The 16174-nt window shown below is 72.7% G+C and carries 15 protein-coding genes; 3 read left to right on the top strand and 12 right to left on the bottom strand.

Features of this window, described 5'->3' with window-relative positions; genetic code table 11:
* Nucleotides 1–38 precede the first annotated feature (38 nt).
* The 8 genes from OG310_RS22795 to OG310_RS22760 all read right to left on the bottom strand — a co-directional run bounded on the left by OG310_RS22795 (nt 39) and on the right by OG310_RS22760 (nt 9102).
* Nucleotides 39–836, bottom strand: coding sequence for an ABC transporter permease subunit (locus OG310_RS22795; protein WP_329457724.1), 798 nt, complete (start codon nt 834–836; stop codon nt 39–41).
* The gene (locus OG310_RS22790; protein ID WP_329460321.1) at nt 823–1638 is read right to left on the bottom strand and encodes a 2-aminoethylphosphonate ABC transporter permease subunit; all 816 of its coding nucleotides are present in this window, start codon (nt 1636–1638) and stop codon (nt 823–825) included. The genes OG310_RS22795 and OG310_RS22790 overlap by 14 nt, the downstream gene beginning before the upstream one ends.
* 157 nt (nt 1639–1795) lie before the next feature.
* Nucleotides 1796–2977: an ABC transporter ATP-binding protein gene (locus OG310_RS22785; protein ID WP_329457723.1), complete on the bottom strand. Its 1182-nt coding sequence runs from the start codon at nt 2975–2977 to the stop codon at nt 1796–1798.
* A gap of 104 nt (nt 2978–3081) precedes the next feature.
* Nucleotides 3082–3879, bottom strand: coding sequence for an HAD family hydrolase (locus tag OG310_RS22780; protein WP_329457722.1), 798 nt, complete (start codon nt 3877–3879; stop codon nt 3082–3084).
* A gap of 5 nt (nt 3880–3884) precedes the next feature.
* Nucleotides 3885–5015, bottom strand: a complete 1131-nt coding sequence (locus tag OG310_RS22775; protein WP_329457721.1) for a TIGR03364 family FAD-dependent oxidoreductase — start codon at nt 5013–5015, stop codon at nt 3885–3887.
* Between the two features lie 324 nt (nt 5016–5339).
* Nucleotides 5340–6119 (bottom strand): GntR family transcriptional regulator, encoded by a 780-nt coding sequence (locus OG310_RS22770; protein WP_329457720.1) that lies wholly within the window; start codon nt 6117–6119, stop codon nt 5340–5342.
* 37 nt (nt 6120–6156) lie between these two features.
* Nucleotides 6157–7269: a hypothetical protein gene (locus tag OG310_RS22765; RefSeq protein WP_329457719.1), complete on the bottom strand. Its 1113-nt coding sequence runs from the start codon at nt 7267–7269 to the stop codon at nt 6157–6159.
* A 423-nt stretch (nt 7270–7692) separates the two neighbouring features.
* Nucleotides 7693–9102, bottom strand: a complete 1410-nt coding sequence (locus OG310_RS22760; protein WP_329460320.1) for an ROK family transcriptional regulator — start codon at nt 9100–9102, stop codon at nt 7693–7695.
* 66 nt (nt 9103–9168) lie between these two features.
* Here OG310_RS22760 and OG310_RS22755 point away from each other — a divergent pair, with 66 nt between their 5' ends.
* Both OG310_RS22755 and OG310_RS22750 read left to right on the top strand, forming a co-directional pair.
* Complete coding sequence (locus OG310_RS22755) at nt 9169–10281, top strand: Gfo/Idh/MocA family oxidoreductase (RefSeq protein ID WP_329457718.1); 1113 nt, start codon at nt 9169–9171, stop codon at nt 10279–10281.
* Nucleotides 10278–10838, top strand: coding sequence for a heme-degrading domain-containing protein (locus tag OG310_RS22750; RefSeq protein ID WP_329457717.1), 561 nt, complete (start codon nt 10278–10280; stop codon nt 10836–10838). The genes OG310_RS22755 and OG310_RS22750 overlap by 4 nt, the downstream gene beginning before the upstream one ends.
* 315 nt (nt 10839–11153) lie before the next feature.
* Here OG310_RS22750 and OG310_RS22745 read toward each other — a convergent pair whose 3' ends face one another.
* The 4 genes from OG310_RS22745 to OG310_RS22730 all read right to left on the bottom strand — a co-directional run bounded on the left by OG310_RS22745 (nt 11154) and on the right by OG310_RS22730 (nt 14452).
* On the bottom strand, nt 11154–12011 hold the full coding sequence (locus OG310_RS22745) for a fumarylacetoacetate hydrolase family protein (RefSeq protein ID WP_329457716.1): 858 nt from the start codon (nt 12009–12011) through the stop codon (nt 11154–11156).
* 409 nt (nt 12012–12420) lie between these two features.
* Complete coding sequence (locus tag OG310_RS22740) at nt 12421–13188, bottom strand: YidC/Oxa1 family membrane protein insertase (RefSeq protein WP_329457715.1); 768 nt, start codon at nt 13186–13188, stop codon at nt 12421–12423.
* Between the two features lie 190 nt (nt 13189–13378).
* Nucleotides 13379–13726, bottom strand: coding sequence for a DUF6412 domain-containing protein (locus OG310_RS22735; protein WP_443078883.1), 348 nt, complete (start codon nt 13724–13726; stop codon nt 13379–13381).
* A gap of 183 nt (nt 13727–13909) precedes the next feature.
* Nucleotides 13910–14452, bottom strand: coding sequence for a winged helix-turn-helix transcriptional regulator (locus OG310_RS22730; protein WP_329457714.1), 543 nt, complete (start codon nt 14450–14452; stop codon nt 13910–13912).
* Nucleotides 14453–14551: 99 nt separating this feature from the next.
* Here OG310_RS22730 and OG310_RS22725 point away from each other — a divergent pair, with 99 nt between their 5' ends.
* Nucleotides 14552–16018, top strand: a complete 1467-nt coding sequence (locus OG310_RS22725; RefSeq protein WP_329457713.1) for an MFS transporter — start codon at nt 14552–14554, stop codon at nt 16016–16018.
* Nucleotides 16019–16174 lie beyond the last annotated feature (156 nt).

Genomic DNA, 16174 nt, shown 5'->3' with positions numbered 1-16174 from the left:
GTGGGAAGGGGCGGGGGCTGGAGGGGGACGCGCGGGGGTCAGCGGTACGAGGCGCGGGTCCTGATCCGGCCCAGGCCGAGCAGTACCAGCAGGGTCGTGGCCATCAGGACGACCGCCACGGCCGACCCGGCGAAGAGGGAGCCCCGGTCGGTGGAGCTGAAGATCTCCACGGGCAGCGGCATCCAGTCGGGTGGATAGAGCATGATCGTGGCGCTCAACTCCCCCATGGACAGGGCGAAGCAGAGACCGGCGGCGGCGTTGAGCGACGGCAGCAGGAGGGGCAGCCGCACACGCAGCAGGACGTACCAGGGACGGGCGCCGAGGGACGCGGCCATCTGCTCGTACGCCGGATCGAGTCGCCGTACGGCTGCCGACACCGACTGGTACGCGAACGCGGTGACGAGCAGGGTGTGCGCGAGGATCACGATCCAGCGGGTGCCGTTCAGCAGCAGCGGCGGCCTGCTGAACGCGACCAGCACCGCGAGACCCACGACGACCGACGGAACGGCCACCGGCAGCATGAACAGCGCGTCGAGCAGGCGCCGGCCGTGCCTGCGCAGCGCGGCGGCAGCGAGCGCCGCCCAGCTCCCCACGAGCAGCGCGAGCAGGCTCGCCACCACAGCCGTGACGAGGCTGGTGGTCAGGGCTTGGAGCGCGTCGCCGTGCACGGCCCCGCTGTAGTTCGCACCGGTCCAGCCGGACGGCAGTACTCCCGACCAGCGGGACGCGAAGGACGCGGCGAGCAGCACCAGCAGCGGCAGTGCGAACAGCGGCAGGAAGAGGACGAAGAACACGATCCAGACGGCCCACCGGCCGCCGCGGCTATGCACCAACACGACGCGCCACCATTCGGTAGACGGTGTAAAGGCCCACGGATATGGCCACGTTGACGACGGCGACCACTGACGCACCGGCGTAGTCGGACTGGAGGATGGCCTTGCTGTAGACGAGCATCGGCAGCGTGGTGACGTCCTTGGCGCCGGTGAACAGCACGATGCCGAACTCGTTCAGACACAGCACCAGCACCAGGCTGCCGCCCGCCGCGAGCGCGGGCAGCGCCTCGGGCAGGATCACCTGCCGCACGATGCGCGCGGGCCGGGCGCCCAGCGAGGAGGCGACTTCGAGCTGCGCCGTGTCGAGTTGGGAGAAGGCCGCGAGGAGGGGCCGTACGACGAAGGGCGTGAAGTACGTGACCTCCGCGAGCAGCACCCCCCAGGGCGTGGTCAGGAACTGCACCGGCCCGGACGCGGCTCCGGTCAGGTCGCTCCACGCGCCGTTGGCGAGGCCGACCGTGCCGTAGATGAAGAGGAGCGCGAGTGTGATCAGGAAGGACGGGAAGGACAGGAACACGTCGATGAACCGGGCGACGGCCCTGCTCCCGGGGAACGGCACGAAGGCGATGACCAGCGCCAGCAGGAAGCCGAGGACGAGGCAGCCCGCGGTGGATCCGAGGGCGAGCCAGACGGTGGTGAACAGGGCCTTGCCGAAGACGGCGGAGGTGAAGACCTGGCTGTAGGGCCGGACGGAGAGGCCGCCCGTGTCGGGGGTGACGGACTGGCGCACCACCAGGAAGAGCGGATAGAGGAAGAACACCGCGAGCGCGGCGACCGGCGGCACGGCCCACGCCCAGACGGGCAGCCGGCGATCCGCGTCACGTTCGCGGCCGGGTCCCCCCTCGCCCGCCGGTGTCTCAGGAACACCGCCCGGAGCCCGGGAACCGTCGCCGGCCGTGTGCGCGTCCCCCGGGCTGTGGACGGCGGTGTCCGGCGGGGCCGGGCGCGCCGTCGCGGTGCGCTCAGCCACGACTCGTCCCGGCGTCCGCGCCGAGGGAACCCGCACCGGTGCCGCCGTCCGCCGCGAGGGCGTCCGAACCGGCGGGGGCGGGGGTGAGGGCAGGGGCAGGGGCAGGAACAGGGGTACGGGCACCGGCAGTTGTGGCGCCGGTATCCGTGCCTCCCGGCAACAGCACCGCGTCCTCCGAGGCGAAGTGCAGTGTCACCCGCTCCCCCAGAGCCGGTGCGACGCGCAGTTCGCGCACGTCGGCCTTGATCCGGTGCCCGGCCACCTCGACGAGCAGACGGTGGGTCGAGCCCCGCCACTGCACCTCGGCGACCGTGCCCGCCACCGCGTTGGGTCCGTCTCCGAGGCCGACGAGGTGCGGGCGCAGACACAACGTGGCCGTCGCTCCCGGCGCCGCGCCCTCAGGGGCCGCGACCCCCGCGAGTACGGTGCCGGCGAACCGGACGCCCCCGTCCGACACCGTCACCGGCAGCAGGTTCGCGTTGCCCACGAAACTCGCGGTGAACTCCGTGCGCGGCGCGCGGTACAGCTCCTGCGGCGTACCGCAGTCCCGCAGCCGCGCCCGGTCCATCACCGCGATCCGGTCGGCCAGCGTCAAGGCCTCGACCTGGTCGTGCGTCACGTACAGCACCGAGAGGTCCGGCAACTCCCGATGCAGACGGGAGAGTTCGGCGAGCATCCCGGAGCGCAGCTGCGCGTCGAGTGCGGACAGCGGCTCGTCCAGCAGCAGCACCCGCGGCCGGATCGCCAGGGCCCGCGCGATCGCGACGCGCTGCTGCTGCCCACCGGACAGTTCGCGCGGGTGGCGCCGGGCGTACGCCGCCATGCCGGTCATCTCAAGCGCCTCGGCCACCCGGCCGGGTATCTCGCCGCGCGGGACCTTCGGATCCCGCTGGGCCCGCAGCCCGAACGCGACGTTCTCCTCGACCCTCAGGTGCGGGAACAGCGCGTACTGCTGGACGACCATCCCGATGCCACGCCGGTGGGGCGGCAGAGCGGTGACGTCACGACCGCCGATGAACACCCGCCCCGCGACCGGCTGTACGAAACCGGCGACCGCGCGCAGCGCCGTGGTCTTGCCCGACCCGGAGGGCCCGAGCAGGGCCATCACCTCGCCGGGTTCGACGGTCAGGTCCAGCGAGTCGAGGACGGTCGTCCCGCCGTACGCGACACTCACCCCGTCGAACCGGATGCCACTGCCGCGAGCCCCACCGTCCGGAGCCCCGTCCCCACGGTCTCCGGAGCCCCGGATCCCGCTGCCTGGCGCGGTGCCGGTCGTGCTCATCGCGAGCGGTCCCACTCCGCGAGCGCTGCGGGCAGGCCGGCGACCGACGCCAGGACGTCGTCGGCGCCCGCGCGCCGCAGCGCGTCCTCGCCGTGCGCCCCGGTCCGCACGCCGAGGACGGCACCGGCGCCGGCGCGCACGCCGCTGACCATGTCGTACGACGTGTCACCGACGACCGCGACCTCGCCGACCGCGTCCGCCGCGCCGGTACGCAGCAGCGCGGCGAGGACCATGTCCGGGTACGGCCGTCCGCGCCCGCCGGCGTCGGCGGGGCAGAGGGTGAGGGCGACGAGATCGCGCCAGCCGAGCGCGTCCAGGATCGCGTCCTGCGTGACGCGGGCGAACCCGGTGGTCAGGACGACCGTACGGCCCGCTTCCGCCAGCGCGCCGATGACCTCGGCGGCACCGGGGACCGGCGCGACGAGCCCCTGAGCGACAAGGTCCCCGTACGCCTTCTCGAACGCGCGGTTGGCCCGCTGCGCCGTGTCCTCGTCACCGAACAGGTGGCGGAAGACGGAGATCTTCGACTCGCCCATCGTGTCCCGCACATAGCGCAGTTGCTCGGTGTGCCGGTCCGATCCCGCCTCCACGCCCAAGCTCTCGGCGGCGGCGGAGAAGGCGCGCTCCACGAGACCGCCGTCCGCGACCGTGGTGCCCGCCATGTCGAGCACCACCAGCGTGATCTTCGTGTTGTTCTTCGTGTTGTTCTTCGTGCCGTGCGTCGTGCCCTGCCGCGTGCCGTGCTGTGTTTCGTGTTGCGTGTCGTGCTGTGTCTCGGTCGGCCTGTCGGTCATCTCTCTCACCATCCCAGTTCGTCGGCGGTCGTCTCGGCGATGGCGGGCGAGCATGTCATCCCCCGCCCGCCCGGCCCGGTCACCAGCCACACCCCGTCGCGCACCTGCTCGCGGTGCACCACTCGGGTGGTGTCGGCACACTGCGCGTACACACCGGCCCACCGGTGCCTGACGCGTGGCAGCGGCCTGCCGAGGAAGCCCTCCACGACACCCGCGAGGTGTTCGTAGGGCTCCTCCAGCACGTCGAAGGCGAAGGGCTCGTCGTACGCGTGGGTGTCGCCGATGGTCAGCCCGCCGTCGCGGCGCTGCACCATGAGCAACTGCATCCGGTGTTCGGCCGCGACCGGCTCCTGCGGCTGCCCGTCGACCAGGGCACGCAGCGCGTCGCCGCCGTACGCCGGGTAGTAGCGGAAACTGTCCGCGTCGGCCACGGACGTCGGCAGCTCCTCGCCCAGTGGATCCGTCTGCATCATCTGCAACCGGACGCGGCGTACGGGCAGTTCGGGTGCCAGCTCCTTGACGAGGCCGCCGAGCCAGGCGCCGGTGCACAGGACGACGGCGTCGCCGGTGTGCGTGTCGCCGTGGTCGTCCCGTACCGCCGCACCGTTCGGCATGTCGACGACGTCGCGCACCTCCCGGCCGCCCAGGAAGGTGTACCTGCCACTCGCCAGCAGTGCTTCCTTCAGGGCGAGTTGCGCGGTGCGTGGCTCGACGGCCGCGTCCCGCTCACACCACAGTGCGGCGCTGAACGCGCCACGGAGCGCCGGGTTGAGCGCGCGGGCCTCGTCCGCCGTGAGCAGCTTGTAGCCACGGGCCGCGGCGTCCGGGCGTTCGGTCGCCGCCGTGGCGACGGCGAGCTCACGCTCGGTGCGTACAGGCGTGAGCGACCCGGTGGCACGGAAGCCGAGCGCCGGCACACCTTCCCCGATGCCCTCCCACAACTCCCGCGCACGCAGGGCGGTTTGAAGCTCCTCCCCGCCCGCGCGGCCACTGACCCAGATCTGGCCGAAGTTACGGAGGGAGGCCCCGCGCGCCTCCGGCTCCCGCTCGATCTGGACGACCTCGTGGCCGCGTGCTGCTGCGTGCCAGGCATGCATCGTGCCCAGCACACCGGCTCCTACGACGATGACTCTCACGGCGCAAACACTCCTCGGATCCGATGTCCGCGGGCGGTCCTGCCCGCAACCAGATGGTGAACGCCCATCCAAGTTTGGACCAGACCCGTTATCTTTTCGTTATCAAAGGAGAGGGCGATACGGCCGCATTGGTCGCGATAAGGCTGCTGGGAGGGCGGCTCCGCCACGGTCGCCCCTGCGGCACGCGCGTCCGGGTTCCGGTGCATTCGCTTCCGGTTCCGGTGTGTCCGCGTGTGATCGCGCCGCGCCGGCCGTACTGCCACCGTGATCGGTGTGTCCTATCAGGTGCGCTCTGTGCTCGTGTGCCGCCTCCGCCCGTCCTGGCTACGACTCCGTGGCGTCCAGATGTGTGGTGAAGCTGAACCGGTCCCCTCGGAACAGCGTCCTCACCCGCTCCAACGGCCGGCCCCCGGTGTCCTTCGACACCCGGTGCAGCAGCAGCATCGGCAGCGCGGGCGGGGTGCCGATCAGCAGCGCCTCGCGGGGCGTGGCGAGTACCGTCTCGATCCGCTCGTCGGCCTGCCCGAAGGACACACCGAGTTGTTCGCGCAGGTAGGCGTAGAACGACGAGTCGGGATCGAACTCCGTGTCCAGCGCGGGAGCCCGCTCGACGGAGACGTACGTGCTCTCCAGCCCGACCCGTTCGTCGTCGGCGAGCAGCACACGCTCCAGGTGCCACACCGGCTCCCCCGCCGCCACCCCCGTCGCCGCGCTCAGCGCCGGTGTGCAGGGGAAGCGCTCCAGCGAGATGAGACTCCGGCCCGGTGTGCGCCCCTGCCGCCGCACCCCTTCCGTGTAACTGGCGAGGGACAGTGGTTGCTCCAGCTTCGGCCCCGCCACCACGGTGCCCCGGCCCTGCCTCCGCAGCCGCCCCTCCAGGAGGAGTTCGCGCAGTGCCTGGCGCACGGTCTCCCGCGCGACCCCGTACCGCACGGCCAGATCCCGCTCGGTCGGCAGCGCCTCACCCTCCCCCAACTCATCGACGAGGGCGCCGATATGGGTCTTGACGGCGTAGTACTTGGGAACGCGGCCGTGCTCGGGCACGCCGGCCCGCACCGGCGCACCGGGGGCCTGGAGATGGCGGGAGTCCAGAGGGTGATCCACGGTGGGATGTTCGCACGCGTGGCGAGCGCGGCGCAGGTCAGGGCCTGCGGGTGCGCCGCCGCTCCACCAGGACGACGATCCCGGCGCCGGCCGCGATCAGCCCCACGGACAGGGCCGTACGGGAGAGGACATGGGCGGCGCCGGTCGCCGCGAGGTGCGGGATCGCGGATTCCGCCGCCGCCGGCGAAGCGCCCGGTGACGCCGAGACCGATCCGGCCCCTGGTGGTGCCGAAGCCGGCGCCGATCCGGTGTGCGGTGTTGACTCGCGTGTTGGTTCCGCTTTCGGCTCCGGTTCGGATTCCGCGCCGGGCGAGGCGGAGACCGGGCCGAACCCGGGGGCGGCATCGCTCGCTCGGGAGAGGGCCGGTTCCCGCCCGCCGGGTGTACGGCCGCCGGATGCGGTGCCGGCCGACGCGTGGCCACCGGGCCCCCGCGTGGGGCCCGTACGGTCGGGTGGGTCGGTGCGCTCGGGGTGCTCCGCGTACCCCGTCGCGGGCGCCTCGCCCGTGCCGTCCCGGTCCGGGTCCGGGTCCGGGTCGCGGTCCCCCACAGGATCCCCCGAGCCGTGGCCTCCGATCACCGTGAAGCGGTAAGGATCCGACTCGCCGACCCAGCCGCCGTCACTGCCCTCGCGCTGCACCACGGCGGCACTGACGGTGGCCTCCCCCGACGCCGCACCGTCCGCGAAGGCGAGGACGGCGTCCAGGGTGACGGTCCCGCGCGCGGGCACGGTGAAGCCGGTGGTGTCCTTGTCCAGCACCCCGATGATCTCGTCCTCGTCGGAGGCCCGGAGCGGGATCGAACGCAGAGTGCCGTGGGCATCGGAGAGCCGCAGGGCGACCTGAGCGGCTTTCAGGTCGCGCCCGCTGCCGGTGACGACGATGACCGGGTGCACATTGCGGCAGGCTCGGCTGGTGGTGTTGGTGAGATCGACGTACCAGGTCCCCGCGCCACCGCCCGCCCGGTATGTTCCGGGTCCGCCACGCAGGCGGGCACGGATCGGGAAGGCGTGCGCGGCGGGATTCCCGCACGCGGGCACGGGGGTGGGAGCGGCGAGCGGAGCTCCGGCCGCCGACACGGACCCCGCCGACAACGGAAGGACGGTCGCGGCGAGGCCGAGGGACAGAGCGGCGGCACGGTGTGGTCGCATGACGGGAGTCACCCCTGCTGGTCGCGGGCGGGCGGTGGACGAGGGCCGACGCTGCCACGCGCGGGCCGCCGGTCCCGGTCACCACGACCACCAGCCGCTCGAAAATCATACGAATAGGCCCTGCGCGTTCCCGTCACCCGCTCGCGCACCCGGCGGGTACCTCGCCCTGCCGCCCCAGAGCCCTGCCACCGCCACCTCCACGGCCCATGGCACCCGTGTGGCTGGTGCTCCCGTGACACCTGCGTCCTTGGTCCTTGCCGTGCCTCGTGCGCCTCGCGCACCATCCCGTCCTGCGGGCCTCGGCGGCCCGTCCCACCACGCCCACCTCGTACGCCGCGTACGTCTTCGTACGTCTCGTAGACCTCGTACGTCACGTACGTCTCGTGCGCCCTCTACGCCACGTACGCCCCGCAGGACCCGCGCTCACACCATCCGGTGGCCGAACACCGGTGCGAGCAGGAGATGCGCCGCACCCTCCGCGACCGGTCGCTCCCCGTCCCCTGCCGCCGTGACCGGTACCGCTCCGGGCCCGCGTCCAGCGGGCCGCGCCCCCAGCACGCGCGCCACCCCCGTCACGAACTGCTCCCGGTGCGCCGCGACCGTACGCCCGCCCAGCACCACGCGGTCGATGTCCAGCAGCGAGACGAGGTTGGCCGCCCCCTCACCCAACACCCCCGCCGCGGTGGCGAGGTCGCCGCGCGCGACGGCGGCCAGGCATATCGCCTCCAGGCACCCCCGGTACCCGCAGTCGCAGGGCGGCCCGCCGAGCTGGACGACCTGATGCCCGAACTCCCCGGCGCCGGTCCGCGCTCCCCGGTACAGGGCCCCGTTCAGGACGAGCCCCGCGCCGAGCCCCGTACCGAGGTGCAGATAGGCGAACGAGTCGCTCCCCGCACCGCCCCTCGCGGCCAGCCCGAGTGCCGCCGCGTTGGTGTCCTTGTCGAGCGTGACGGGCAGCCCGAGGCGCTCGGCGAGCGCGTCACGCAGCGGGAAGCCGTCCCAGTGCGGGAACCCGGTCACCCGCCGTGTCGTCCCGGTGGTGTGGTCGAGCGGTCCGGGCATGGCGACCCCGACACCGAGCAGCCCGCCCCCGGCCGCGCGGCCGCCCGTCCGCCCCTGGCTCGCGGCTCCATGATTCGTGGCCCCATGGTTCGGGTCCCCGTGGTCCGTGGCCCGTGGCGCATCCGGCACGGGCACGTCCTGCGACCCGTGAACGTCCGCGGCGGACCCGCCCGATACGGGCCCGTCCGCCTCGGACCGGACGGCCACGACCTGTTCGACCGCCACGTCGAGCACCGTCTCCGGGCGCGCGCCGAGGTCGAGCGGTGCGGCGCGGACCGCCACCACATGCCCGGCGAGGTCGACCAGGACCGCCGTCACCTCGTCCCGGTCCAGGTGCAGTCCGACCGCGTGCGCCGCGCCCGGCACCAGCCGCAGGACCGTGCGCGGCTTGCCGCCCGTGGAGGCGCGGAACCCCGCCTCCGCCGCCGTACCGTCCGCCCGCAAGCGCGCGGTGATCTTGCTGACCGCCTGCGGGGTCAGGCCGGTGCGCTCGGCCAGTTCGAGCCGGCTGATGCCGACAGCCCCCGCCGTGCGCAGCAGGTCGAGGACGAGGGCGGTGTTGTGGCCGCGCAGCACCGGAAGATTGGCACCGGCCGCGCCGTCGTTCGGGCGCTTCCCCTGGCGCGCGGGGCGTACGGGATCCGCGGGACTCACAGGGCTCGCGGGGCCTGCGGGTCCTGCGGGCCCCGTGCCGCCTGTGGGGTTCGACGACGTCGTGTGCCCCGGGGTCTCGGGGTTCCGTCCTGGACGCTCGGGGTTCGCTGGGTGCATGCCGTTCATCACCGCCATTGTCCCCCGCCCTTGCACTTTGGCAACAGCGTTGCTTAAGTGGAGGACATGACTGGCACAGCCAACCCGCCCCTCAAGGTGGCGCTCGTGGGGTACGGCCTCGCGGGTTCCGTCTTCCACGCACCGCTGATCTCCGCCACCGAGGGCCTTGTCCTCGACACAGTCGTCACCTCAAGCGAGGAGCGCCGCGCGCAGGCGGCAGCGGAATTCCCCTCCGTACGGTTCGCGGCCTCCCCCGAGGAGCTGTGGAAGCGGGCGGACGAGCTGGATCTCGTCGTCATCGCCTCGCCGAACAAGACCCACGTACCGCTGGCCACCGCCGCGCTCGACGCCGGACTGGCGGTCGTCGTCGACAAGCCCGTCGCCGGCACGGCGGCCGAGGCCAGGGCGCTCGGCGCACTGGCCGAGGAGCGCGGACTGCTGCTGTCCGTCTTCCAGAACCGGCGCTGGGACAACGACTTCCTCACCCTCAAGAACCTCATCGACGCCGGTGAGCTGGGCGAGGTGCAGCGCTTCGAGTCCCGGTTCGAGCGGTGGCGCCCGCAACTCAAGGGCGGATGGCGTGAGTCGGGTGCGCCGGAGGAGATCGGCGGACTGCTGTACGACCTGGGCAGTCATGTCGTGGACCAGGCGCTCACCCTGTTCGGGCCGGTGACGCAGGTGTACGCGGAGTCCGACGTCCGCCGCCCCGGCGGCGAGGCCGACGACGACACCTTCTTCGCCCTGACACATGCGGGTGGCGTCCGTTCGCACCTCTACGTCAGCGCCACCACGGCCCAGCTCGGCCCGCGCTTCCGCGTGCTCGGCTCGTCGGCGGGCTACGTGAAGTACGGACTCGACCCGCAGGAGAGCGCCCTGCGCGAGGGCAGGCGCCCCGGCACGCGGGACGAGCCGTGGGGCGTCGAACCCGAGTCGCTGTGGGGCAGGCTCGGCGCCGGCGAGTCCCCGCTGACCGGCGGTGGCACACCCGTACCGACCGTGCCGGGCGACTATCCGGCGTATTACGCGGGCATCGCCGACGCCCTGCGAGCGGGCACCGCGCCGCCCGTCACGGCGGACCAGGCCGCGGCCGCACTGGAGATTCTGGAAGCCGCGCGCCGCTCGGCACGCGAGGGCGTCACCGTCCGGCTGGGAACCGAGCAGCAGGGATCCCTCGCATGAGCGCCGCACGCACCCCGGACAGCGAGGACACCACGGAGGTCGCGGACGCCGCCCGTACGTCGCACGCCACGAGTGCGCCGTCCGCGAAGAAGGACCTGCCCGGCCCGGCCGAACTGGAGGAACAGGCGAAGCGCCTGGTACTCCCCCGGTTCGGCTACGACGAGGCCTGGCGCCTCGGCTCCCTGCTGGTGGAGCTGGCCCGCGCGCGCCGCGCTCCGGTGGCGATCGACATCCACCAGGGCGCGCAGCAGCTGTTCCACTGCGCCCTGCCCGGTTCGAGTGCGGACAACGACGGGTGGATCGCCCGCAAGCGACGCGTGGCCGAGCGCTACGGCGCGGCGTCACTGCTGGTCGGGGCGCGCTTCCGGGCGAAGGGCCAGACCTTCGAGGAGTCCTCCCGCCTCGATCCCGGCCAGTACGCCGCGCACGGCGGCGCCGTGCCGGTCGTCGTCGAGGGTGCGGGGATGGTCGCCACCGCCACGGTCTCGGGCCTGCCGCAGGCAGAGGATCACGCGTTGGTGGCCCAGGCGCTGGAGCTTCTCCGTTCCGAGCTCTGACCCGCTCCAGGGACTCCTGTCCCGGAAGGCCGGTCCCGGTCCGTGGCCCACCACGCCGAACAGCGCGACGCGCCGCCGACACCCCCGGCGGCGCGTCGGCTTCGGCGACAGCCACAGCCACAGCCACAGCCACAGCCACAGCCACAGCCACAGCCACGAACGGCCCGCGCGGACGGATCTCCACCGGGTCGGACCGGGCAGGATCCCGCGAATCCGACCCCACTGCGTGGGGCCCGGCCGGGTCCGCACCAGCGGGGTCGCGCCCCACGGACGGCCCGAGGCGCCCGCCCCGGACGGGCCGCCCCCGGCCGGTCCTCAGGCGTCCTTGAACTGCTGGCGCTGTGTGCCGAGCCCCTCGATCCCCAGCTCCACGACGTCGCCCGCGCGCAGGTACGGCTTCGGCTCCGGCTGGCCCAGGGCGACGCCCGCCGGGGTACCGGTGTTGATGACGTCACCGGGGTAGAGCGTCATGAACTGGCTGACGTACCGCACGATCTCCGCGACCGGGAAGATCATGTCGGCGGTGGTGCCGTCCTGCTTGCTCTCGCCGTTGACGCTGAGCTTCATGGCGAGCGCCTGCGGATCCGGCACCTCGTCCGCCGTCACGAGCCAGGGGCCGAGAGGGTTGAACGTCTCGCAGTTCTTCCCCTTGTCCCACTGCCCGCCGCGCTCGATCTGGAATTCGCGCTCGGAGACGTCATTGGAGACCGCGTACGCGCCGACGTGCGCGAGCGCCGCCTCGGTGGACTCCACGTACCGCGCGGTGCGACCGATGACGATGGCGAGTTCGACCTCCCAGTCGGTCTTCACGCTCTTGCGCGGGATGAGCACGGTGTCATCAGGTCCGACCACTGTGTCCGGCGCCTTGAAGAAGATGATCGGCTCGGACGGTGCCTGGGCGTTCGTCTCGCGCGCGTGGTCGTGGTAGTTCAGGCCGATGCAGACGATCTTCCCTATGCCGGTCAGCGGTGCGCCGATCCGGCCGCCGCCCTCGATCACCGGCAGGTCGCCTGCGGCAGCGGCGCCCCTGATCCGCTCCAGGGCGGCTTCGTCGGCGAGGAGCGCGCCATCGATGTCGGTGACGAGGCCCGACAGGTCCCGCAGGGTCGTACCGTCCTCGTCCAGCAGCGCGGGGCGCTCCGCACCCGTCGTACCGACACGCAGCAGCTTCATCGTTCCTGACTCCTCTGATCGAGCTGGTCCAGCCTGGTTCGACCGGTGGATGCGGCCACCGGGGAACCGGGCAATCCTTCCAATACATCGGATCTTTGCGCAAGGCCGTGTCTCACACCGCGGTCGTTTCCCGTATGTCACCGCTGTTGGCGGCGCGGAGCCGCGCGGACCCCGCATCGCCCGCGCGGCTCCGCTCCCCGCAGCCGCTTCACGCGCCCCACCGACTGTTCCCGCATCCCGCAGACACCTCGCAGGGGCGTCCCGCAGACACCCCGCAGGCCCTTCACCCGCGTCCCGCAGGCCGTTCGGGCGTCCTGGGGACCGTTCAGGGCCCGGCGGAGCGTTCGACGTGGAGCGTTCGACGCTGGGGCGCGGACCCGCTCACACGCACCGCGCCCCAGCGCTCCGCTCACGCGCTTCGCGTGGCGGCCAGCGGCGCCCGTGCCGGGGCGTCCCGGTACAGGAAGTACCGCTCGGCCGCTGTCCAGGTGGTGCTGGTCACCACGTACAGCCCGGCGGCCAGCGGCACGACGGCCACCGTGACCAGGGTGAAGAAGTACATGAGCGGCATGATCTTCATCATCCCGGCGACCGCCCCCGCCCCCGGCGCCGAGACGTCGACGACGGGATCCGCGCCGGCCTGCTGCCGCCTGGTCCGTACGGCGTTGAACGTGGCGACGCCCGCGATGATCACGAACAGCACCAGATAGACGAGACCGGCCGGGCCGAACAGCCCGCCGTGCGCGAGGGCGGCGGTCCAGCGGCCGCCGAGGGGCGCGCCCAGCAGGGAATGGCCGAGCAGTGCGTTGGGTACGCCGCCGATCTCACGGCTGTAGAAGACCCGGTACATCAGGTAGAAGGCGGGCAGCTGCAGCAGCATCGGCAGGCATCCGGCGAGCGGGGAGACCTTCTCCCGCGCGTAGAGCTCGGCTGTCTCCTCCCGCAGCTTCTCGGGGTTCTTGGCGTGCTTGCGACGGAGCTCGGCCATGCGCGGCGCGAGTTCGGCACGTGCCTTCTGCCCTCGGGCGGAGGCACGGGAGAGGGGGTGGACGGCGAGCCGTACGCAGATGGTGAACAGGATGATCGCGGCTGCCACGGCCGAGCCGTGGAACAGCGGCCCCAGAGGGCCGGCGAGAACGTCTACGAGATGGGCGAACGCGGAAATGATCGTGGACAAGGCAGTGCCCTCCGAGGGTCACGTCGAACCGGAGTGGATACGGCGTGACGGCTCACGAGCGGCAGCGCGGGTGGGCGGGCAGGACCGACCCCGGGGCCCGGCCGGCCGGGGCAGCGCAGCACGCGCTGCCGGCCCGGGAGGGACCGTGGTGGAACGTCGGAGAACCTGGAACCCGCTGAACGCGCCGGGACTACGCGGCCGTCGGAAGGCCGCGACCCGGTGCCCTGGGGCGCGTCCGCCCCCTGGCGTCGGGGTCCCGTTGGGGCAGGAAGGCCGTGCGTATCTCGCGGTCGCGTATCGCCGTACGGACGCGGGTGCGCGGCACCGGGGGTGCCGTACGGGCGGCGACGACGACGAACAGGGCGAGCGCGGCGCAGGCGGCGGCGGTCGCGGCAACGGCCACCGCGGACGGGAGGAGGAAACCCGGGGACGAGAGCAGTATCTGGGCGAGCACCAGGGTCAGCAGTACGGCGGCCCAGAGCCCGCGCGAGGGCGCGCTCCGCCGGACCCACGTACGCGCAGGCGCGAGCGCCCGCACACGCGCGTCGGCAGGCACTACGGCACCCACGTCAGGCACAGGCCTCACCAGCTCGCGCACCATGGTCGACTCCCCCTTCCCGCTGCTCCGCCGGCGCCTCATCTCAGCGTCCGGCACTCCCCTGCGGACCCCGGCCCCAACGCCCAGCCGGTCCGCACACTCATTCTCCCCCCTTGCTCAACGTTATACACGAACAGGCGTGTGATTGATGTCGAGCGGCGTCAGGAGCCGGTGGGGACGCAGCAACGCCCTGCTCACCGGGTTGTCGGGGTTCTTGTCGAGCCGCTCGCAGGGCATCAGCACGACGTCACTCACCGGTACGACATCGCCGCACGCCGGGCACTGTCCGTAGCCGCCGAGCTCGGCACCGCAGTCCGCGTGGACGAAGGCCCGCAGCGGCTCGGCGCCGTCCACGTGCCCGTTCGCCCACTGCCCGAGCGACAGCAGCGTCGGCCACAGCGCGATGCCTCCCTCGGTCAGCACGTACTCGTCCCGGGGCGGCGACTCCTGGTAGCGGTGCTTGCGCAGCACACCGGCCCGTTCCAGCGTCTGGAGCCGGGAGGCCAGTACGGCGCGCGGAATGCCGAGGTGGACGAGGAAGTCGTTGTACCGGGTGATGCCGTAGAAGGCGTCCCGCACGACGAGGAGCGTCCAGCGCTCACCGACGACCTCCAGCGCGCGAGCGATCGAGCACTGCTGCTTCGCGTAGTCCTTACCAAGAGCCATGAACCCACCCTACCCTCGCGAGTTCAATCATTGAACTTAGCGTGCTACCGTCAATTTCCTCGAAGGTTCATTCATCGAACTCACGACGGAGACAGGGCCATGCCCCGACCACTCGACCCGGCCGACGCCTCGGCGCAGCCCGCCACCCCGGCGAGCGCGAAGGCGCACCCGCTCCTTGACGAGGCCGTGGTGACAGCCCATCCGGGCATCTCGCCGAACGCGCGCGGCACGCTCATCGCCACGCTCGCCGCCACCCTCGTGGCGCTGATGGGCTACACGGCGCCGCTGCTGACCGTCCCCACGCTGTCCGCGACGTTCCACACCTCGCTCTCCGCCCAGGCCTGGCTGCTCAACGGCACCCCGCTCGGACTCGCGGCCCTGCTCCTCGTGATCGGCGGTCTCGCCGACGACTTCGGCCGGCGCCGGCTGTTCCTCATCGGAACTCTCGCTCTCGCCGTCACCACGGGCCTCAGCGCCCTGACGGACGACACCCTGCTGTTCACGCTGACCCGCGTCGCGCAGGGCGCGGCGAGCGCCGCGATCCTCGCCACCAGCCTCGGTCTGATAGCCCACGCGTTCCCCGCGGGCCCCGCTCGGCTCAAGGCCACCGGGGCCTGGGGCGCCGCCGTCAGCGGCGGCATCGCCCTCGGCCCGCTGCTCGCCGCCTCACTGAACGGCTTCGGCTGGCGCGTGCTGTACGGGGTGCTCGGCGCGGCGGCGCTGGCCTCCGGCGCCTACGCCTCCCGCGTCCTGTCCGAGTCGCGCGCCCCCCGCCGCGCGCGGCCCGACCTGCCCGGCGCGGCGGCACTCGGGCTCGCCTTCACCGCGCTGCTGACCGCGCTCACCCTGGGCCGCAACGGCTGGCTGAGCGCCCCCGTGCTGCTCCTGCTCGCCGCCACGGTCGTGCTGCTCGGCGTGTTCGGCCTGATCGAACGGCGCACCGCGGCCCCGCTGATCGACCTCGGGCTGCTGAAGCACGCGACGTTCCAGTCGTCCGTGCTCGGGGCACTGTTCACCGGGCTCGCCGTGATCGGGTTCTTCAGCTACCTGCCCGTCGTCGTCGAGGGCGTCCTGCACCTCTCCGTGTACCAGACCGCGTGGATCGTGCTGCTGTGGGCCGGGACGGCAGCGGTCGTCGCGTACGAGGCCAAGCGGCTGCACGCGCGCTTCGCCGTACGGCACCAGATGGCGGCCGGCTTCGTACTGCACGCCGTCGGCGTGCTGAGCATGCTGGGCGCGGTCGGCGCGGCGTCCGAGGCGCGGCTGCTGCCCGGCGTGTTCGTCGCGGGACTCGGCAGTGGCCTGCTGAACGCGGCACTGCCGAGGCTGTCCGTCGAATCGGTGCCCGCCGAGCGCACCGCGATGGGTTCGGGCGCGAACAACACGGCCCGCTACATCGGCTCGTCCGCGGGCGTCGCGCTGACGCTGGCCCTGGTCACCTCGGCCGGTACGACAGCGCGCGGTATGGACACCGCCATCCTGGTGATGGCCGGGGTGGCCGTCCTCGGCGCGCTCCTGGTGCTGGTGCTGCGAGGCCACAAGGGCACGTCGCCGTCACCCTCCTAGACCGGCGCGAAGAGGGGCCTTTCCCGTCCTGCGAGAACGGGGAAGGCCCCTTCCCGAGGGAAGGAAGACCCTTCCCGTGCGAAGGGCGGTGGCCGTGGAGGCCGCCCCCTCAACGTGGCACCTCCTCCTCGCGGTCCCGCGTGGGGAGGGGCCCGG

This window comes from Streptomyces sp. NBC_01497 (assembly GCF_036250695.1).
Classification (GTDB): domain Bacteria; phylum Actinomycetota; class Actinomycetes; order Streptomycetales; family Streptomycetaceae; genus Streptomyces.
Note: the sequence above shows the minus strand (reverse complement) of the source record. Positions and strands in the feature narration are given on the sequence as shown.